This window comes from Paenibacillus abyssi (assembly GCF_014640295.1).
Lineage (GTDB): Bacteria > Bacillota > Bacilli > Paenibacillales > Paenibacillaceae > Paenibacillus_D > Paenibacillus_D abyssi.
Genome location: NZ_BMGR01000003.1, coordinates 222,240 through 240,589, shown reverse-complemented (window position 1 = coordinate 240,589; position 18,350 = coordinate 222,240). Strand labels below are relative to the sequence as shown.

The following is an 18,350-nucleotide window of genomic DNA, read 5'->3' as shown; positions in this document are numbered from 1 at the left end:
CGGACAAGCTGCTTCTGGCGTTCTGGTTATTTCGTTAACCGCTCTTCTCGGCACGGTGCTGGCTCGGCGTCATATTGTAATATTTGCGGAATACTTGCGTAAAATGCCTCACATCCGGGTAGCCCGCCAGCTCACCGATTCTCGTCACAGTCAGTTCCGTCGAAGCCAGCAGCTCCGCCGCGCGTTCCATGCGCAGCTGTGTGACGTATTCTTTATAGCCGGAACCCGTCCTCTGCTTAAACAGCTTGCTGAAATAGACCGGGTTAAGAAACACGACGGAGGCCACCAGTTCAAGCGATAAATTTTCCTGGAAATTGCTCTTTATATACTGCAGCGCAATATCGATCACATCATCCTTTGCCTCAGGTGAAACCGCTCCGATCCTCTCGCCTTCGAAGCCTACGTGAAGCTTACGAAGCTCGGCGGGAATCGCGTAGAAATCAGTGAGCAAGCCGCTCATCAGAAACTGGTAAGGAACCTTGAGACAACTGTTGAGATGCGATACGGCCCCTGATCGGAATTGTTCAGGCTCCACGCCTTCAGCCAGCGTCACAACGCCTGCGAGAAAGTCGCCTTCCACACTAACGATAAAACCTTTACCGTTCATGCCGATATATTCCGACATCACATTCTCGACGATGAAGTTTCGCAGCGTGAGCTCCCGGCTGCTCTCCAGCTTGACGGCCAGCAGATGAAAATGGTCATGTTCTTCCTTAATGGCCGTCAAATCAAAACGGCCGATATCCAGACCCTGAATCCAGCGCCTGAACACGGCTTCACGCAAATACTTCAAATTCGTTTCAAGCAGCACTTGATCTGACATCTGCCGCTGTTCTTCTTTCCATTCCGATTCCAGCACGGTAACCGCCTGAATGATCTGATCCTTCCCGAACGGCTTGAGGAAATAATCCCGCGCGCCCAAACGAATCGCCTCTTGAGCAAAGGCGAATTCGGAATGGGCGGATACGACCATCCATTTAATATTTGAATGCGTGGAACGCACCTGTGCAAGCAGTACAAGGCCGTTCATGCCCGGCATCATAATATCGAGGAAAACCGCATGAATCCGGTTATGCATCAAAACCTGAATAGCCTCCGCAGCGGAAGCGGCCGTACTCACAGTGATTTGTGGAAATGAATGATTGATTGTTCGTTTGATCCCTTCCCGGATCGCTCTTTCATCGTCCACCACCAAGATGTGCACTGGCAGTCCCCCTCTTTTGCAAATCTCTCTATTGCTGCTTCAAGACCGGAATGATTACCGTAACGGTGGTACCCGCATTCTCCTCGCTCTGAATCTGAAGTCCATAACCGGAACCGTATTCCAGAACGAGTCTGCGGTGAACATTGATCATCCCGGCTCCCGAACGTGCAGACTCCCCATAGACTGAAGTCTCTACTGTCTGATTTCGCTCCTCTTCCTCCGCCAGTTGGTTCCACTCCAGCATTTCCGCACGTTTCAATGCGTTTTGGAGCTCTCTCAGCTTTGGCCCGGACATCCCTTTGCCGTTATCATGAATATGAATGCAAAGCGTCTGCCCTTCTTCCCACTCCGTTGTATGGATCCGGATCAGGCCTTTTTCCGAATAATCGGTCAAGCCGTGTATGACGGCATTTTCAATCAACGGCTGAAGCGTCATCTTTGGCATAGAGTTTTGAAGTAGTTCCTCCGCAACCGAAAGCTCGATATCGATACGGCCGTCCGATCTTGCTCTTATGATTGTCATATAATGGTTGATCTGCTCCAGTTCCTGCCCCAAGGTAGCAAAGGAACTCCGCCAATCGCTGCTGTACCGGAACATCCGTGATAAGGAAAGGACCAGATTGGCGAGCCGCTCATCGCGCCGTTCGTCAAGCATCCAATAGATCATCTCTAGCGTGTTGTACAGAAAATGAGGATTGACCTGGGATTGAAGCGCATGAATCTGCGCATTCTTCTCACTCGCGGCCGCAATGCGCACCCGTTCGACAAGCTGGTTGATTTCACCGATCATCCGGTTGAAGCTGTTGTTTAAATAATTGATCTCGTCATAGGATTTTACCGCATCGAGCTGCGTTTCCAGATCACCGCGCTCCACCCGCCTCATCTCATGCACAATCGTCTTGATCGGTTTGGAGACCGACCTTGACAGGAAAGTAGCGAGCACAATGACAATCAGAAGCAAAGTGCCGATGAGAATAATGAAGTAACGGTTGGCCTTCTCCTGCTCCACTTGGGCAACCGGCTTGGGGGTGAGATTCAGCAGCTTCCAGCCGAACCATGGCTCCCGTCCCGTAACAATCATATGGCTGCTGTCGCTGATCACGGAAGCGTGATTGCGGAACGTATAATGCGACAGGTCAGTCAATTCCTCGGAAAATTCATCATCTGCGCTGGACGATACAAGCAACCGGTTGTTGGCCGAATACACGAATGTCCGGCTCTGCGGCGTGATGATCAGGTTGTTCATCGAGGATATGAGCGCCTGCGGATCCGCTTCGACCAACAGGACGCCAAGCGGCTGCCTGTTGTACAGATTGCGTATGACGCGGCCGAACGTAAACACTTTGTCGTCACGCAGCGTAAGCGGCTCATCCAGAATGCCGCCCCACACCATCGTGCCGTCCGTTTGTCCGAGCTTTTCGTACCAATCGCTCTGCAGGAATTTCTCATTAATCGGATAGTTGACGGTCTGGTAATTATACAGATGTCCCGAATTCGTAATGATGTGGATCCCTTTGACATCGTTATAGCTATACATAATCATGCCGAGAGCGCCCATGATCGTTAATTCCTTCTGGAATTGCGCGGCAGGATTCGTCTCCTCCACGGAGATCATGCGCTGGATCTCGACATTGTTCATCACCGATTTTGTCAGGCTGTCATAACTTCTCGCCAGCAGGGAAAAGCTCTCCAGCGCCTGGGACACGTTCCGCTCCGCAGCCTCTCCCACTCGCAGATCGATCTGCTGGGTGGTGTACCGGTAGAAGAGGCCTGACAGGATAGCAAGCAGTGCCATGGTGGAGAGCAGAAACCACAGGAATAACTGGGCGCCGAAAGAATTAAGCCGCAACCGTTTCATCATCGTATCCTCCTACAGCGAAACCAATCCCCTGCTTATCGGCGAAAGCAGACTCAGCCTTTGACTGCGCCGGCTACCATCCCCTTCGTAATTTTCTCTGAGAGAATGAAATAGACGATAATAACGGGCAGCGCCCCGAGCACCAGGAAAGCGCCGATCGCGCCGTAATTGGCTGTATACTGTCCGATAAAGCTGTTTAGTCCGAAAGGAAGCGTCTTAAGCCCTTCCGCAGACAGGAATGTAGCTGCGATAATAAACTCGTTCCAGATCGAGATGAACGTAAGAATCGTTACGGTCATGATCGGAGGTACGGTAATCGGTAAAATAATGAAAGCGAACGTGCGATAGATGGACGCGCCGTCGATCATCGCAGACTCTTCGATCTCATGCGGAATGCCTCGCAAAAAGCCCGACAGAATAAACACCGCAATCGGGATCGAGAAGGCTACATAAGGAATGATAATGGACAGATGCGTATTCAGAATCGACATGTTCTTGAAAATAACCATGAGCGGCAGCAGCGTCGACTGAATCGGGATCATGATGCCGATCATAAACAGCAGCAGCACGGTATTTCCGTAGCGCCATTTGAACCGTGTAATCGCATAAGAAACCATCGCGCTGAACAAAATCGTCAAAATAAGCGTGACGCCCGTTACAAAAATGCTGTTTGAAATATACCGCAAATAATTGCCTGCCGTGAAGGCGTCGGCATAGTTCTGCCACTGCCACTCTTTAGGCAGCGCGAAAAACTGTCCGGACATGATCTCGCTGTTTGTCTTAAATGAGTATAACAGAAGCCAGACAAGCGGGTAAAGCTGTGTGACGGCCAAAATCCCCAAGAAGATCCATGCGCCGGCCTTTCTTAACTTGCGCCGGTTGAAGATGCCGTTCTGTCCGACTGCCGCTTGCGGAGCCTTATTTGCTGCTGCGGTTTCCGTAATCATCGTAAGGCCAACTCCTTTCCTATGAGGCAGATGCCTCGGCACGCTTGAACATCCAGTTCAGCAGTACTGTCATGACCAGACAGAACACAACGAGAAACGTAGAGATCGCGCTGCCATAACCGTATTTAAACGAGTTGAAGGTCATCAGATACATATGGGTCGATATAACCTGCGTACTGTCGGCAGGCCCCCCGCCCGTCATGACCACAATCAAATCGAATGCTTTCAGAGATCCGATAACGGCCAATACGACCGAAATTTTGATAACCGGTGCAAGAAGGGGAAGCGTGATATAACGGTCCGCCTTAAAGCCTTCCGCTCCGTCGATGCTAGCCGCCTCATAAATATCGCTTGAGATATTTTGGACGCCGGTAAATTGAATCAGCACATGATAACCGATGAACTGCCAAAAGATAACGAAACAAAGCGCGAAAATCGCAATATCCGGATCCGCCAGCCACGTTCGCGTCCACGATTCAAGTCCGATCGAGGTTAAAAGCTTATTCAGCATACCGCCAAGCGCTGCCGGGTTGTAGATCGCCTTCCACAGCTGGCCAATGACGACGACCGACAGAATAACCGGCAAAAAGTAACTCGATACAAGAAAATTGGCCCGACGCACATAACGGCTGAGCAGAATAGCCACCACTACGGCAATCGGTATCTGCATGAGTGAGAACACGGAAATATATAACGTCCGCAATACGGATGGCCAGAAAACAGCATCCTGCGTAAACATGACGATAAAGTTTTCCAGACCTATGAATTTCGCTTCCCCCATACCCGACCATTCCATGAAGGAATAATAGACGGATACCAGTATGGGAGCGAAGACGAAGGCCAGGTAGAACAATAAACACGGAAGAACGAATACGGCGATCGTTCCTTTACTTACTCTCAATACACCATTCATCTGTTATTCCTCCCTGGCGATGCGCGTTCATGAAGCATGAACGGGTCTATAGCTTAGTAGCAAAGGGAACCCTTCGGTTCCCTCTGCAATTTTGCAATGCAACTTATTTGTTCGCTTCCCATGTCTTCTGATGCTCTGCAGCAAGTGCCGCCGGATCCGCTTCTTTGACAAGCAGGCCTTGCAGGCCGTTCAGATGAGTTTGCGTCGTTGCAGGCTCGATGACGTTGTCGAAGTTCATGTCGCCGCCTTGTACTTCATTGAACAGCGCCATCGCTTCAATCGCGAGATCGGAGTATCCGGCCGCTTTCATATCGCCTTCCACCTTCTGAGCCAGGCCGACTGCCGCTTTTTTCTCAAACGCGACTTTCGGATAGTTGAGCAGCAGGTATTTCAGGAATGCTTTGCTCTCATCCAGATGTTTGCTGTTCGCACCTAGCGCATAAGCTGTGCCTGGCGCGATGACAAAATCGCTCGCGTTTCCTTTGCCGCCGACAGTCGGGAACGGCAAGAAGCCAATTTTACCTGCGACTTTCTCGGATGAGTCAATTGTGGAGATTTCCCATGTACCCATGTAGTACATCGCGCCGATCCCGTCACGGAACTGCTGGGAGGTCGTGTTATAGTCATACGTCGCTGCGCCTTCTTGATAACCGCCGGCCTGAATCAATTCCTGCAGCTTGGCAATCGCCTCCACAAACACCGGATCGGTAAACTGCTTGTTGCCTGCTACGACATCATCCAGAAATTTAGGTCCGCCATTGACGCGCTGCAAAATGTTCGTAAACATGAAGGACAGCGGCCATCTGTCTTTGCCTGCCACCATCATCGCAGGAATGCCGGCTTCCTTGAACTTTGGAACGGAAGCGATGATGTCTTCGAACGTAGCCGGCGGCTCTACGCCTGCTTGCTCGAACAGCTCTTTATTATAGAAGATTCCTGCGATGTTCATGTTGTAAGGAAGTGCATATACATTGCCGTCGAACGTGTAGTAATCCAGTACGCCTTCGAGGAAGGTTCCCTTCAGTTCGTCATCGAGCATATCGTTCAATGGAGCCAATACTTTTCCATCCGCGAATGGCTGGAGCTGAGCGCCCGGGTTAACCATCGTGATGTCGGCCACTTCCCCGGAAGCCGCTTGTGTCTTCAGCTTCACCTTCTGCTGTTCAATATCCAGGCGGTCCCACTCGATCTTGATGTGCGGGTTTTCTGCCATATAGTTATTTGCGATTTCTTCCTCAACTTGATACTGAGGTGCGGATTTATCCGTCTGCAGCGTCTGGAACGTAATCGTGATGTTCTCTTTGTTCTGGTTTGCCGCCGGGGTGTTAGTTGCACCGTTCTCGCTGGCTGAGCCGCCGCCGTTGCTGCCGCCGCATGCCGTTAAGGTGATTGCCAATACCGTCGACATAATCATGGTTAACGTACGCCGTTTCTTCATTCTGTTTCCCCCTAATTCATATTGTAAACGTTTTATTTCACATTTTAATATTACAAGCTTCCCGCTCTCCGCGAAATGTAAAAATTAAAGAAATCATGTTTAATTTTTTTACTTTTTATAACGGCCAGGTACAGCGCGCTACATAAAAAAACGCTCTGCCTGAGCCTCGACAGAGCGTTTATATTTAATTCACTCGCTTTCCAAAAAGGAAGCGGCCTCTCCAATAATCGTTGAACTCGCTAATCGTTACCCCGGGTTCTCCGTACGTATGGATAATCTTCCCATCACCCTCGTAGATCCCCACATGCCCTACAATACGATTGCTGTCATACCGGCCGGGTGTATAGAAGAACATCAGATCTCCAGGCTGCAGTTGATCGGCGGATACGGTTTGTCCGACTTCCGCTTGCGAACGTGACGTTCTTGGGAGATTCACACCGTAGTGGGCATATACATATTGCACGAAGGAAGAACAATCAAAGGTACGCGCTGCTTCGTAATTACCTGCTGAAAATTGATATGGCGTTCCGATAAACGTCTCTGCAAACTGGATCAAATTATGTTTATCTGCCGTCGGAACGGAAAGGCTCCGCAGCCGGCCTGAGCCTGGCCCGGACTGTTCCGGCCCGGATGCGCTCTGCCGCTTCGGCAAGAAACCATCATCAATCGGAGCAATATTAATTTCTGAATGCTGTGCATCCCATTTTACGGAAGTGCCCAGCAAGACGGAAAATGCCTGCGTGGTCATGTAGGGCCTGCCGGCAATTACTTTGGGCGCATGGGGCAGCTCAATCGGCTGGTCGCCTGCATAGGCTAACTTTCGGTTCACTTTCACCGTATAGGCAGCATCTGTGTTGCCAATAGCCAAACTGTCTTTGGCCTTGTGCACATCTAAACCAAGCGACCTCGCGGATTCCCTGAGCGGAATCCAGACCAATCCGTTCTTTTCTTTAAATACAGGAACGTTATGATAGGCGGCATTATTCGCCACAAGCATGGTGGCGGTTTGCCCCACTGAGAATGCCTTTGGTTCAGCATTGCCTGCGGGCTGCTTGTTTGTACACCCTACGCTGCTGATGGCAATGATACAAAGAGCGACAGCCACCCCGCATTGCGATTTCTTTAGAAACAGCATACAAAAAAACTCCTTTTCCAATTGTTACTGGTTAGTTTTTTCTATATATCGATAATTATGCACGTTACAAACTCTTATCATTTTAATATTAGTATATAATTGAATTATTATATGATTATGTTATAATGCCAATGGTTGATTTTGATAATCTGAACGTTATGGGATTACAAAAGAAAGGAGGCACATATGGATCAAATTGAGGAAATGGCTGATAACTTAAAGCTTCTCGGTGACAAGACCCGCCTTTCCATATTAACGCTGCTGAAGGAAAAAGAGCTTTGCGTATGCGATATTGTTGAAGCTTTAGAAATTTCACAGCCGAATGCAAGCCAGCATCTGCGCAAATTGAAGGCAGCCGGCTTCGTTAATGAAACGAAAAAGGCCCAGTGGGTATATTACTCGCTGAAGACGGACGAGATCCCTTACATCAAAGCCGTTTTGGACCTCGCTCCTTCAATGCAAGAGAAATTAGCTCAATTACAAAACAATCACTGTTGACGTCCTGGAGGAATGTATGGCTTATATCGCATGTATTATTTTTCTGCTGACCTTGGTGTTTGTCATCTGGCAGCCTAAAGGCTTGAACATTGGCTGGTCAGCCACCGGCGGTGCCATATTGGCATTGGCGTTCGGCGTTGTTACCTTCCCCGATGTCATTACCGTTACCGGAATCGTATGGAACGCCACGCTGGCATTTGTCGGGATTATCCTGATCTCACTTGTGCTGGACGAGATCGGCTTCTTCGAATGGTCCGCCCTCCACATGGCCAGGCTGGCAGGTGGTAACAGCACATTAATGTTTGTTTACATTATTCTGCTTGGCGCGGCGGTTTCCGCCCTGTTCGCCAATGACGGGGCCGCGCTGATTATGACCCCGATCGTACTCTCGATGATGCGCGCGCTCAAGTTTGAGGATAAGCTGGTCTTTCCCTTTATAATGGCGAGCGGCTTTATCGCGGACACTGCTTCCCTGCCTTTAGTCGTCAGCAATCTGGTAAACATTGTGTCCGCGGATTATTTCAGTATCGGCTTCGCCGAATATGCGAGCCGGATGATCGTTCCGAACTTTTTCTCGATCATTGCGAGTCTAATCGTGCTGCGCTTGTATTTTAGAAAAAGTTTGCCCGGCAATTATAATTTCGCTGAGCTCAAACACCCCCATGAGGCCATTCGGGATAAGAAGCTGTTCCGGTTATCCTGGGTGATCCTGGCCGTCTTGCTGGCCGGTTATTTCCTTGGGGAGTTCGCAGGCGTTCCCATTTCCTTTGTCGCAGGAGCGGCAGCCATCGTCTTCCTTCTGGTTGCGCGCAAAAGCCCGGCAATTGATACAAGGAAGCTTGTTAAGGATGCGCCATGGGCGGTCGTTGTTTTTTCCATTGGGATGTATGTCGTTGTCTATGGACTTCGAAATGCCGGGCTTACCGATCTGCTTGGCGGCGTCATTGAAGCTGTTGCGGACATGGGCTTGTTCGCCGCTACTGTCGGAATGGGCTTTATCGCCGCGATATTGTCCTCGATCATGAATAACATGCCGACAGTCATGATCAATGCGCTTGCGATTAATGGAACGCAGACGGAAGGAATTATTAGAGAAGCTTTAATTTACGCCAATGTCATCGGTTCGGATTTGGGTCCGAAGATCACCCCGATCGGCTCCTTGGCCACCTTGCTGTGGCTGCATGTTTTATCCAAAAAAGGCGTGAGAATAAGCTGGGGCTATTACTTCAAGGTCGGAATCATCCTGACGGTTCCAACGCTGTTCATTACGCTCGCCGGCCTTTACCTGTGGCTGTATTTCATTTCCAATACCGGGCTTAATATCTGGATTTCAATCGCGGCTGTCACACTCGTTCTGATTATTGCGGGATTCATGCTTAAATTTCTTCAACCCAATCGCCAAAAACGCCAGCAGCGCGTAAACAACTAACATATAAAGGAGTTTTATATCATGGAGAAAAAACCTTTCGTTTACTTTTTGTGTACAGGTAATTCCTGCAGAAGCCAGATTGCCGACGGATTTTTGAAAGCACTGGGTGGTGACAAATACGAGGTGAAAAGCGCAGGACTGGAAGCGCATGGCTTAAATCCACGCGCCGTCCAAACGATGAAGGAAGCCGGCATAGACATTTCAACCCATACGTCGGATGTGATCGATCCTGAGATCTTAAACCGCGCAGACTATGTAATCACGCTTTGCGGACATGCCGATGAGCATTGCCCTGTCATTTCGAACCCGAATGTCGTGAAGTGGCACTGGGGCTTCGAGGATCCTGCCAAAGCAACGGGCACTGAAGAAGAAATTACCGCTCAATTCCGTGCAGTGCGCGATTCCATTCAAGCCCGCATCAAGCAGTTTGTGGAGACAGGCAAATGATGGTCCAGCCGATGCACATTTGAGAAGAATGGCGCATTGAACCATCTCGGTTTTCAAGTGAACAACACGGAAGAGGTTCTGGCTATCGGAGAGCGGCTTCGCCAAGCCGGCCTGCTCACCATTGACGAGATGGGAACGACATGCTGTTATGCGGTTCAAGACAAGGTATGGGTATATGACCCGGATGGGAACGCTTGGGAAATCTTCTTCACTAAAGAGGATTCAGAATTTGAATCCGCAGGAGAGCAGCGGGACTTGTCTCTATGCTGCGCGCCCCCATCCCAACCGATCAACATTGAAATGATGTCATTTAAGAAGAAGTAAGGGGCTGTTACGATGGATAAAAATTATCATAGCTTAATCAGCAACAAAATATTTATGGGCGGGGCTGCGGATATCGAACAGATGATTAAGAACGAGCAGGTCGAGGTCATTGTTGATTTACGGGAGGAATCCACCGGTTGCGCTTATCCGAGCCCAGACGTTCAATGGATACAAGTACCGATCGGCGACAATGCCCAAACCCCTCAAGAGGAGTTGTTTCAAGCAGCCATCGATCATGTGGTCAGTGCTTATAAAAAAGGCAAGAAAGTAGGCTTTCATTGCGGCGGCGGCAAGGGCCGCACAGGGGCCGTTGCGATTGGAACACTGATCTCGCTGGGCTTAAGCGGTACGATAGAAGAGGCTGAGGAAAAAGCTAAAAGCATTCGCCCTGTCATCCAAATTCGTCAGCCGCAAAGAGATGCATTGGAAAAATTGTATTCGAAATAAAACGGTATAAGCAATACTAATGGTTACCGGATGGTTTGTCTGTGACAAGCCTTCCGGTAACCTTTATTGTAATGATCGGTCTGGATCGACATTCACGATGCCATTAAACATAACAAAGAAGTGATTGCAAATCGGGAAGCGTCAATGGGGTTCTCCATCGAAAGAGAGACGTATGTGCTGGAGTTAGTGGCGAAAGAGCTGATCTAATCACCTACTGATAGACCAGCAGGTGATCTTGCAAGCTCCGCAAGTCATTCTAGAGGATTGTATTAATCGCTCATGGCCATAAAATATTGATTTTTCACCGGATACGGTATGCTCGGAAGCTCATTGACCGAAACCGTATCATTGTGCTTCTTCACGGGCTTTTCCCAATGCAGCTCATTTCCGGGAAGATCGTCGAACCACTCCGCTTCCTTCGGACAATCGAGGATCATCATTTTACCGTAATGCCCGTCTCTGGACTGATGATATTTCAGGTATGCTTTACCGTCTTCGATCGCCAGGATCTCGATTTTGCCGGAAGTATGGCTCATCGAAAGCCGCACTCTCTTGCCCAGGCCCGAGGTTCTGGCCTTTGCTTCTTCAACGAGACGGTACACTCTCTCAAGCGGAAGGACAAACTCCCTATTCCCGGCTACAGGACGGTTGACGAAAAAATAATAAGGTGTAACCCCGGCCCAAGAAAGCTTATCCAGCAGCTCGCCGAGCACGGCTGCATCATCGTTGATCCCGCGCAAGACAGGCGTTTGATTGACCACAACCGCCCCCGCCTGATGCAGGGCTTCGAATCCTTTCTTCGCTTCTTCCGTAATTTCGCGGGGATGATTGATATGCGCCATGACATAGATCCGTTTTTCCGGCGTGGAGTACTGCTTAATCAGTGCGAGCAGCTCAGGATCTTCATAGATTCTCATCGGATTAAATACAGGGATTTTTGAGCCGAGACGAATGATCTTTACATGTTCAATCTCGCGCAGCCGTTCGATAATACTGCGGAGCTTGGAAGTCGCCAGGATGAGGCTGTCTCCCCCTGTAAGAAGAACATTATTAATTTCCGGATGCTCTGCGATATAAGCCAAGCCAGGAGTAACATCTGCTAAGGCCTCTTTGACGTCGTTGCGAAACAGGCGTTTGCGGAAGCAATATCGGCAGTAGGCGCCGCAAACTTCGGAAACGAGAAGCAAAGCGGTCGTATCGTACTTGTGCTGGCAGCCTGGAACGACATAGTTGGTATCCTCGTCTGACGCATCCCAGCGGCCATATTCCTTGAGCTCTCCCGTGTTGGGAATCACCAATTTGCGGATCGGATCAGCAGGATCCTTCCAGTCAATCAGGTTTAAGTAATAGTCATTGACCCGAAACACAAATTTATTCGTGATTGCTTTCAGCTGTTCTCTTTCCAGCTCCGGGATCATCGTTAGCTTCCCGATGTCGGTAATATACTTAGCTTTCGCCATGTTTACTTCTCTCCTTTACTTGATCATCAGGGGATACTGTAAAACGGCAATGTTATAGCAGTCGGGTCCAAAGAACACAAAAAGACCCTTAAAATAAGGGTCTAGGCTCTACTTATAGTGGCAAGTAAAACGACCCATCTAACTGCTGACGAGGTTAGCTGACGGACTCGGGTAAGATGGTACCCTACATTCTGTCAAGAATGATTCGCCCCAAAATAACTGGTTCCCCCGCTTTCCGGACATTGCAACCGGAAATTAAGCGCAATTTCATAATAATTAGAAAAAACTCGTTTGTCAATTTCTAAATATATACAGCAAGCTCAACTTTAATGTCATCTTATTTCCGCGCAACAAAAAACTTGCGGTAGTCCTTAGCAGACTGTTGCAAGTTCTTTTAAGAAATAATCTTTATATGGTTGTCACAAAGATACCGATCGGGAGCATTGAATCTCCGGCATGCATGATTTGAAATGAAAATGTGCTTGTCCCGACCGGAGCGGTGTAGTCGGCGAGATAGCAGCCTTCCGTGTTGTCTGATAATGTCGGAATCCCATACACCCTACCATCGATAGCTGCTGCCCCGGCATATTTACCGCCACGGGCATTCAGTGAGATCCGTATCATCTTAGACTCATTCGTGTTGTTTATGATCGGGATGTTCACCGTGTAGTTCACGCCAAATTGGCCGATGTTATTGACCGCACCCTCTTTCATTTCACTCGTGACGGAAGTAAACAATAAATCTGCAGGAGCTGCTCCATCCAGCGTTGCTTTGGTGCAAAGCCGGCAGAGCTTTTCCTCCCCAACGGTATAAGGCGACATTTGCGCGATTGTCTCCGAATAAGGCCAACTTCCGCGCGGATGGGCATGTATACTTGGAAGAGGCTCGGAAGTAATCGATCTTATGTCTGCTTCCTGTTCTTGGCTGGCAACCGTGCGGATAATATAATCGAGATTTCCGGTCCCTGATGTGCGGACGATCGTAAATTCATAGATGAATCCATATAAAAGGTCGTCGGATACAGCAGTAGACTCGACTAGCGAAACGCCTTTTGCAAAAGGTTGATGATCATCAGCGGTAAAGGCTTCCATCATTCCGCTAAGACATAATGTTGCCAGGCTTTGTCCAATATGTATGAGCCAATCATGGTTATGTAGACGCAATTCCCGATGTATCTGCCTGATTTGAATCTGATTCGTTTCCGATGTATTTTCTATGATGAGTCCAATATGAACCATTCGGCCCATCTTGTTATGATGCCACCCGAATACACGATGCGTTACCGAGCGCTCAGAGGTGTTCACTTTATCATACCAAAGCGTGCCGACCGCAGCCGGAAAGCTCGCGGCATCCAGATTTTCAGGATTATCGCTTACCATTAATCGTCTTTTGCTGCCCGGTTCCGCAGACGAAATTTCTGTAAAGGCAGTACTTGGCACATTCATCGTGCTAATATTAAGATCAGCATGCAAGCTCGTCATCCCTTTCCCTCCCAAAATGTTACGTTAAAACAATCTTATCATAAAATACAATCAAACCTTCGCTCGCCAATTCAAGCAAGTTGACTTCAATACGCTTTACCCTTTCCTCTGGCTCATGGATAACATGAAGATATAGTGAGCTGGACTTTTCGTTCATCTTAACTAGTTGAACCAGTTTTTGTAAAAGTTTATTGTAAAGTTTGTAAAACACAAATATAATAAAAATAACTTGATCGACATAATACGCTATTGAAACGGCAAACCTACTGAAAATTAGGGACGCAAAACTATGGGCCTAAGGAAGATCATTCTATGGCTGCCAAGTTACCAAATGTGTGATGAACGTCTAAAAACATCACTTTTTTCATGATGTTTTTATTTTTATATCCGGTTGAAAACGCATTCATATCGAACTCGAATAAGTGAATTCCATAAATCAGGAAGGAGGCATTCTAATTATGCCCGTAGACCATTCACAGCAATCTTCATTCCATCCTGAAAACGAGTGGAAACGTATAAAGGCTTTGCAGCGGTATCAGATACTGGATACACCCCCTGATGGGGCTTTCGACCGGATTACAGCCCTCGCTGCCCAGCTCTTAAATGTGCCGATCGCAATCGTCAGTTTAGTGGATACGGATCGGATATGGTTTAAGTCTCATCATGGATTGAGCGTTCAAGAGATTGACAGGGATCCGGGACTCTGTGCTTCAGCCATCCTTGAGGGGATCCCCTATGTCCTTACCGATGCCAGCATTGATCCTCGATCACTCTCCAATCCGCTGGTGGCGGGAGAGATGGGTTTCCGCTTTTATGCCGGCATCCCGCTGAATACCCATGACAGTTATAATCTGGGCGTATTGTGTGTCATTGACCTTCACCCGCGTACGATAAGCGATCAGGAGCTCAATATCCTTAAGACCCTCTCTCAAATCGTCATGGACGAGATGGAGCTCCGCTTGGCCGTGCGCAGCATTGATCGGCTCAATAAAGAGAAGGAACTGCTGATTCAATCATTAGGAGAAGGCATTTATGGATTTGATCAGAATTTAAATACAACCATCTGGAATCAAGCAGCGGAAAAAATGACCGGATTTTCAAGTGAAGAGATGTTAAATCGTAATAGTGAGATCATTCTTCATAATCCAAAAATAGATGGGGCTTCTTATAAAAAAAAGGAGTTCCCTATTTATCAATCGTTCAAGGACGGCGTAGTGATAGAAGTCGCTGAGGATATCTTCTGGAGAAAAGACGGCACTTCGTTCCCGGTCGAATATGTCAGCACCCCTATTGTACAGGAGGGTCAAGTTACTGGAGCTGTTGTCATATTTAAAAATATTGAAAAGAAAAAGCAATTAAATGAATTATGGAGAAGAGCAGACAAATTAAAAACGGTAGGACAATTAGCTGCTGGAGTGGCTCACGAAATTAGAAATCCTTTGACAACGTTGAAAGGATTTTTACAAATATTAAGCAAAGACAGCGACAACCAAGATTATTTCAATATTATGAAAGAAGAGTTACTTCGCATCGAATCGATCACGAGTGAGTTTTTGGTGTTATCCCAACCACAAGCCGTGCAATTAGAGAAAAAAGCGGTGGTTCCCTTATTGCTTCGTATGAAGAAGCTGCTTAAATACGAAGCACGCCTTATGGAGATGTCCATTGAATTGCATTTTGAAGAACATATGCCCAGCATATACTGCGATGAGCAGCGATTAACACAAGTATTTATCAATGTCGTCAAAAATGCAATGGAAGCGATGCAAAAAAGAGGCATCGTCTCCATTCAATGCAAAACAGTAGATCATAAGGTGCTTATCCGTTTCATCGACCACGGCTGCGGGATCGCTGCCGATCGCCTCAAGCATTTGGGTGAGCCGTTCTACAGTACAAAGGAAAAAGGTACAGGGCTAGGCTTAATGATGAGTTACAAAATTGTACAGGAGCATAATGGAGAGATTCTCATCCATAGCGAGGTGGATAATGGAACAACGGTAGATATTTATTTGCCTGCTTATTCACCAGTAATGGATGCATGATATTCAAGAAATGCATATTCTCAAAAGAACAAAAAAAGCCTTGGATATCAAGGCTTTTTCGTTGTTATGTATGGTGCGGTCGAGAGGACTCGAACCTCCACGGGTATACACCCACTACCCCCTCAAGATAGCGTGTCTGCCATTCCACCACGACCGCATGCTTGTTACTTGCTTATTATACATCTGCGACTGAGGAAGAAGCAAATGGTGAGCCATGTAGGACTCGAACCTACGACACCCTGATTAAAAGTCAGGTGCTCTACCAACTGAGCTAATGGCTCATGGTGACCCGTAGGGGATTCGAACCCCTGTTACCTCCGTGAAAGGGAGGTGTCTTAACCCCTTGACCAACGGGCCATAATTCATGAATGTGTAAGTGCTCTCTGATGACAACAAAAATGATTATATCTGAAATCCGAGACGATAGCAAGTCCTTTTTTTCATCTTTCTTTGAAAAAATTTCTTCCATTATATACCCGAAAATCAATCTTTTTTTCGCATCAATCAGGCAAACAAAAAGGACCGTTGAAACGGCCCGTCCGTTTTCGTAAAATATGGCGGAGAGAGAGGGATTCGAACCCTCGCACCACTTGCGCAGTCTAACCCCTTAGCAGAGGGTCCCCTTGAGCCACTTGGGTATCTCTCCATGAATGGCTCCCCGAACAGGACTCGAACCTGTGACAACTCGATTAACAGTCGAGTGCTCTACCAACTGAGCTATCAGGGAACGTCTACAATATAAACTCGATCACTTAAAGTGACAAGAAATAATTTATCACGATTCGTTTTTAATGTCAAGCGTGATTAATAATAATTTTCCGCTGCATTTGCCGCACGCATATCTCCGTGGATCCAGCTTACGCTTGCGCAAATATTCCAGGCCGCATTTCTTGCATACGAGCTTATATCGATAGGGCTGCACACGCCTTTCCGTGCGGCTTCCGGGCAGAGAATTGCAAAACCGCGTACCTCCGACCTTGGCCAACAGCCTTTTAAAATCTGCATCCTTATGCTGATACCCCCGCTTTAAAATATGAAGGTGATAGTGGCATAATTCATGTTTTATAATCTTCTCGGTTTCTTCCGCCCCGAAGCTTTCCAACTGGTGTGGATTGATCTCGATATTATGAGATTTGGTGAAATATCGGCCGCCCGTTGTCCGCAGCCTCGGATTAAACGTAGCCCGGTGACGGAAAGCCAGCCCGAACGATTCGAGCGATACCTTCTCCACCCAAGCTTGCAGCATTTCATCATTCATGGTTATTCTCCCCCAACTACTTGAATTTATAAGGCTTTTTGCGCTACACTGTCAAGTAGTATTTATGTGTATTAGATTAGAATTTGAGGGGAGTCAATTTACATATGCCTACAATGCGCTACATAATCATGAAGAGCGATGCAGCCATCTCCGTGGTGGAAATGCCCGCCTCTCACGCTTACCAGCTAAGCGCGCTCAATCTGAGGCTGCATAAAGAGATCGATAAGCTGACAGCGGACAACGTGCCCCGGCTTCCCTATGCGATTGCCGAATGCGCGGATTTGGAGCTGCACAGCCCATCCATCACCGTAACTGGCGGTTTGGATTATATGAATGCGCTGGAGAAGGACTTCTCCGGTATTCAGGAAAAATCATACCCGCTGATTTCCTTATTGACCGAAATTCGTGCCCTGCAAGCGCAGCTTGAGCAGTGGTATGAAGAAGAAATGGACATGTAACTGCAAAAAGCGTCCTCTTGGACCTGCACGGACATTCGCCCAACTCCATATGCTTAATCATACATCCGATTCCGGAGGAGGGCGATTCGTATGCCGCAATGGCTTTGTAACCAATTAATGCGCGCATTTCTGAAGAAGGACCGCCGGCAGATCCGACTTCTTAACGATTGCTGGTTTTTTTACCGTACAAAATCCCAACCGGCCGATCAGCATTCAGCTGGATTCATGCCATGACAAGAAAAAGCCAGTGATCTCTCCCGTAGAGAAATCATTGGCTTTTTTATATCAACGATTAGAACGTATTGAAATAAGCAACTTCGTCGACCGTCAGACGAGTTGTAGCGTGGCCTGGCTTCGCTGCTTTACCTACGGCAATCAGCATGACCGGCACGTAATGCCCGGGCACCTCAAAGGCTTGGACAAACTGCGCCTTATCGTATCCGCCCATAGGCACGGTATCGTATCCCCTGGCCTTTGCCGCCAGCATAAGCTGCATAGAGACGAGGCCTCCATCTATCAATGCTGTCTCACGGTATACTTCCGGCTTTCCTTCATAAGCCCCTGTAAGGCGTGTTACGAAAGCATCCTTCGTCGCCTCTGTCATGTAACCTGCTTCAACCGCGCGTCCATAGATGGTCTCCGCTTGCTTATACGCCTCCATGTCTGCAAACACAGCCACGATAGCCGATGCTTCTACAACCTGCTGTTGATTGTATGCAATGGGCAGCAGCTTTGCTTTCAACTCCTTGCTCTGAATGACAAGAAACCGCCAAGGCTGTAAATTATTCGATGATGGCGCAAGAATCGCATCGCCAAGCAATTCCTTCATTTCCTGCTCCGAAATTTCATGGGATGGGTCATAACTTCTGACCGAATGGCGATCCCGAATAACCGATGAAAAGTCTTGTTTATTTTCCACTTGGGTTTGCATCATGTTGTCCTCCTTTGTCTGGACCAGAAGTTCTGTGTAATTTTTAGCACAGTTATAACTAAAAAATAAGTCTCCAATG

At 47.9% G+C, this 18,350-nt stretch carries 17 protein-coding genes, 5 tRNA genes, 1 pseudogene and 2 riboswitches; of the genes and pseudogenes, 8 read left to right on the top strand and 15 right to left on the bottom strand.

What is annotated here, in order from left to right; all coding sequences use genetic code 11:
* Nucleotides 1-34 precede the first annotated feature (34 nt).
* The 6 genes from IEW11_RS05775 to IEW11_RS05750 all read right to left on the bottom strand — a co-directional run bounded on the left by IEW11_RS05775 (nt 35) and on the right by IEW11_RS05750 (nt 7,495).
* Nucleotides 35-1,204 (bottom strand): response regulator, encoded by a 1,170-nt coding sequence (locus IEW11_RS05775; protein ID WP_188529855.1) that lies wholly within the window; start codon nt 1,202-1,204, stop codon nt 35-37.
* A 28-nt stretch (nt 1,205-1,232) separates the two neighbouring features.
* Nucleotides 1,233-3,065 (bottom strand): cache domain-containing sensor histidine kinase, encoded by a 1,833-nt coding sequence (locus IEW11_RS05770; RefSeq protein WP_188529853.1) that lies wholly within the window; start codon nt 3,063-3,065, stop codon nt 1,233-1,235.
* Nucleotides 3,066-3,115: 50 nt separating this feature from the next.
* On the bottom strand, nt 3,116-4,009 hold the full coding sequence (locus IEW11_RS05765) for a carbohydrate ABC transporter permease (protein WP_188529851.1): 894 nt from the start codon (nt 4,007-4,009) through the stop codon (nt 3,116-3,118).
* 19 nt (nt 4,010-4,028) lie between these two features.
* Nucleotides 4,029-4,922, bottom strand: a complete 894-nt coding sequence (locus IEW11_RS05760; RefSeq protein WP_188529849.1) for a carbohydrate ABC transporter permease — start codon at nt 4,920-4,922, stop codon at nt 4,029-4,031.
* 103 nt (nt 4,923-5,025) lie between these two features.
* The gene (locus IEW11_RS05755) at nt 5,026-6,360 is read right to left on the bottom strand and encodes an extracellular solute-binding protein (RefSeq protein WP_188529848.1); all 1,335 of its coding nucleotides are present in this window, start codon (nt 6,358-6,360) and stop codon (nt 5,026-5,028) included.
* A gap of 184 nt (nt 6,361-6,544) precedes the next feature.
* Nucleotides 6,545-7,495 carry a C40 family peptidase gene (locus IEW11_RS05750; protein WP_188529847.1) on the bottom strand — a complete coding sequence of 317 codons (951 nt, stop codon included), beginning with the start codon at nt 7,493-7,495 and terminating at the stop codon, nt 6,545-6,547.
* A 186-nt stretch (nt 7,496-7,681) separates the two neighbouring features.
* Here IEW11_RS05750 and IEW11_RS05745 point away from each other — a divergent pair, with 186 nt between their 5' ends.
* The 5 genes and pseudogenes from IEW11_RS05745 (at nt 7,682) to IEW11_RS05725 (ending at nt 10,640) form a co-directional block, all read left to right on the top strand.
* Complete coding sequence (locus IEW11_RS05745) at nt 7,682-7,993, top strand: ArsR/SmtB family transcription factor (protein ID WP_188529846.1); 312 nt, start codon at nt 7,682-7,684, stop codon at nt 7,991-7,993.
* A gap of 16 nt (nt 7,994-8,009) precedes the next feature.
* Nucleotides 8,010-9,422: an arsenic transporter gene (locus IEW11_RS05740; protein ID WP_188529845.1), complete on the top strand. Its 1,413-nt coding sequence runs from the start codon at nt 8,010-8,012 to the stop codon at nt 9,420-9,422.
* Nucleotides 9,423-9,443: 21 nt separating this feature from the next.
* Nucleotides 9,444-9,869, top strand: coding sequence for an arsenate reductase (thioredoxin) (gene arsC / locus IEW11_RS05735; RefSeq protein WP_188529844.1), 426 nt, complete (start codon nt 9,444-9,446; stop codon nt 9,867-9,869).
* Nucleotides 9,870-9,887: 18 nt separating this feature from the next.
* Nucleotides 9,888-10,193 (top strand): annotated as a pseudogene (locus IEW11_RS05730) (VOC family protein); the annotation flags it as partial.
* A gap of 12 nt (nt 10,194-10,205) precedes the next feature.
* Complete coding sequence (locus IEW11_RS05725) at nt 10,206-10,640, top strand: protein-tyrosine phosphatase family protein (RefSeq protein ID WP_188529842.1); 435 nt, start codon at nt 10,206-10,208, stop codon at nt 10,638-10,640.
* Nucleotides 10,641-10,909: 269 nt separating this feature from the next.
* On the opposite strand, the gene IEW11_RS05720 is transcribed toward IEW11_RS05725, so the two are convergent.
* Both IEW11_RS05720 and IEW11_RS05715 read right to left on the bottom strand, forming a co-directional pair.
* Nucleotides 10,910-12,100, bottom strand: coding sequence for a KamA family radical SAM protein (locus IEW11_RS05720; RefSeq protein ID WP_188529840.1), 1,191 nt, complete (start codon nt 12,098-12,100; stop codon nt 10,910-10,912).
* 128 nt (nt 12,101-12,228) lie between these two features.
* Nucleotides 12,229-12,372, bottom strand: a riboswitch (cyclic di-AMP (ydaO/yuaA leader).
* A 136-nt stretch (nt 12,373-12,508) separates the two neighbouring features.
* Nucleotides 12,509-13,582, bottom strand: coding sequence for a hypothetical protein (locus IEW11_RS05715; protein WP_188529839.1), 1,074 nt, complete (start codon nt 13,580-13,582; stop codon nt 12,509-12,511).
* Nucleotides 13,583-13,828: 246 nt separating this feature from the next.
* Nucleotides 13,829-13,914: riboswitch (cyclic di-GMP riboswitch) on the top strand.
* A gap of 126 nt (nt 13,915-14,040) precedes the next feature.
* Here IEW11_RS05715 and IEW11_RS05710 point away from each other — a divergent pair.
* On the top strand, nt 14,041-15,624 hold the full coding sequence (locus IEW11_RS05710) for an ATP-binding protein (protein ID WP_188529837.1): 1,584 nt from the start codon (nt 14,041-14,043) through the stop codon (nt 15,622-15,624).
* Between the two features lie 71 nt (nt 15,625-15,695).
* Here the strand turns inward: IEW11_RS05710 and IEW11_RS05705 are convergent.
* The 6 genes from IEW11_RS05705 to IEW11_RS05680 form a co-directional block, all read right to left on the bottom strand.
* Nucleotides 15,696-15,781 (bottom strand) — tRNA-Leu (locus tag IEW11_RS05705).
* Nucleotides 15,782-15,829: 48 nt separating this feature from the next.
* A tRNA-Lys gene (locus tag IEW11_RS05700) sits at nt 15,830-15,905 on the bottom strand.
* 1 nt (nt 15,906) lies between these two features.
* Nucleotides 15,907-15,981: transfer RNA gene (locus IEW11_RS05695), tRNA-Glu, on the bottom strand.
* A gap of 198 nt (nt 15,982-16,179) precedes the next feature.
* Nucleotides 16,180-16,270: transfer RNA gene (locus IEW11_RS05690), tRNA-Ser, on the bottom strand.
* Between the two features lie 5 nt (nt 16,271-16,275).
* Nucleotides 16,276-16,351, bottom strand: a tRNA-Asn gene (locus tag IEW11_RS05685).
* A gap of 48 nt (nt 16,352-16,399) precedes the next feature.
* Nucleotides 16,400-16,882, bottom strand: a complete 483-nt coding sequence (locus tag IEW11_RS05680) for a SprT family protein (RefSeq protein ID WP_188529835.1) — start codon at nt 16,880-16,882, stop codon at nt 16,400-16,402.
* 104 nt (nt 16,883-16,986) lie between these two features.
* Here IEW11_RS05680 and IEW11_RS05675 point away from each other — a divergent pair, with 104 nt between their 5' ends.
* A complete protein-coding gene (locus tag IEW11_RS05675) occupies nt 16,987-17,340 on the top strand; it encodes a hydrolase/acyltransferase (RefSeq protein WP_188529834.1) in 354 nt (117 codons plus the stop codon).
* Between the two features lie 90 nt (nt 17,341-17,430).
* Entirely contained in the window at nt 17,431-17,574 is a 144-nt protein-coding gene (gene cmpA, locus IEW11_RS05670) for a cortex morphogenetic protein CmpA (protein ID WP_188529832.1), read from the top strand.
* Nucleotides 17,575-17,632: 58 nt separating this feature from the next.
* Here cmpA and IEW11_RS05665 read toward each other — a convergent pair whose 3' ends face one another.
* Nucleotides 17,633-18,271 carry a nitroreductase family protein gene (locus tag IEW11_RS05665; RefSeq protein ID WP_188530220.1) on the bottom strand — a complete coding sequence of 213 codons (639 nt, stop codon included), beginning with the start codon at nt 18,269-18,271 and terminating at the stop codon, nt 17,633-17,635.
* Nucleotides 18,272-18,350 lie beyond the last annotated feature (79 nt).

What these genes read in the sequence shown, in the direction of transcription:
- IEW11_RS05725 (WP_188529842.1), top strand. Translation starts at nt 10,206, where the DNA reads ATGGATAAAAATTATCATAGCTTAATCAGCAACAAAATATTTATGGGC.
- IEW11_RS05765 (WP_188529851.1), bottom strand. Translation starts at nt 4,009, where the DNA reads ATGATTACGGAAACCGCAGCAGCAAATAAGGCTCCGCAAGCGGCAGTC.
- IEW11_RS05680 (WP_188529835.1), bottom strand. Translation starts at nt 16,882, where the DNA reads ATGAATGATGAAATGCTGCAAGCTTGGGTGGAGAAGGTATCGCTCGAA.
- IEW11_RS05755 (WP_188529848.1), bottom strand. Translation starts at nt 6,360, where the DNA reads ATGAAGAAACGGCGTACGTTAACCATGATTATGTCGACGGTATTGGCA.
- IEW11_RS05760 (WP_188529849.1), bottom strand. Translation starts at nt 4,922, where the DNA reads ATGAATGGTGTATTGAGAGTAAGTAAAGGAACGATCGCCGTATTCGTT.
- IEW11_RS05745 (WP_188529846.1), top strand. Translation starts at nt 7,682, where the DNA reads ATGGATCAAATTGAGGAAATGGCTGATAACTTAAAGCTTCTCGGTGAC.
- IEW11_RS05675 (WP_188529834.1), top strand. Translation starts at nt 16,987, where the DNA reads ATGCCTACAATGCGCTACATAATCATGAAGAGCGATGCAGCCATCTCC.
- IEW11_RS05710 (WP_188529837.1), top strand. Translation starts at nt 14,041, where the DNA reads ATGCCCGTAGACCATTCACAGCAATCTTCATTCCATCCTGAAAACGAG.
- IEW11_RS05770 (WP_188529853.1), bottom strand. Translation starts at nt 3,065, where the DNA reads ATGATGAAACGGTTGCGGCTTAATTCTTTCGGCGCCCAGTTATTCCTG.
- IEW11_RS05665 (WP_188530220.1), bottom strand. Translation starts at nt 18,271, where the DNA reads ATGCAAACCCAAGTGGAAAATAAACAAGACTTTTCATCGGTTATTCGG.
- IEW11_RS05715 (WP_188529839.1), bottom strand. Translation starts at nt 13,582, where the DNA reads ATGACGAGCTTGCATGCTGATCTTAATATTAGCACGATGAATGTGCCA.
- IEW11_RS05720 (WP_188529840.1), bottom strand. Translation starts at nt 12,100, where the DNA reads ATGGCGAAAGCTAAGTATATTACCGACATCGGGAAGCTAACGATGATC.
- IEW11_RS05750 (WP_188529847.1), bottom strand. Translation starts at nt 7,495, where the DNA reads ATGCTGTTTCTAAAGAAATCGCAATGCGGGGTGGCTGTCGCTCTTTGT.
- cmpA (WP_188529832.1), top strand. Translation starts at nt 17,431, where the DNA reads ATGCCGCAATGGCTTTGTAACCAATTAATGCGCGCATTTCTGAAGAAG.
- arsC (WP_188529844.1), top strand. Translation starts at nt 9,444, where the DNA reads ATGGAGAAAAAACCTTTCGTTTACTTTTTGTGTACAGGTAATTCCTGC.
- IEW11_RS05740 (WP_188529845.1), top strand. Translation starts at nt 8,010, where the DNA reads ATGGCTTATATCGCATGTATTATTTTTCTGCTGACCTTGGTGTTTGTC.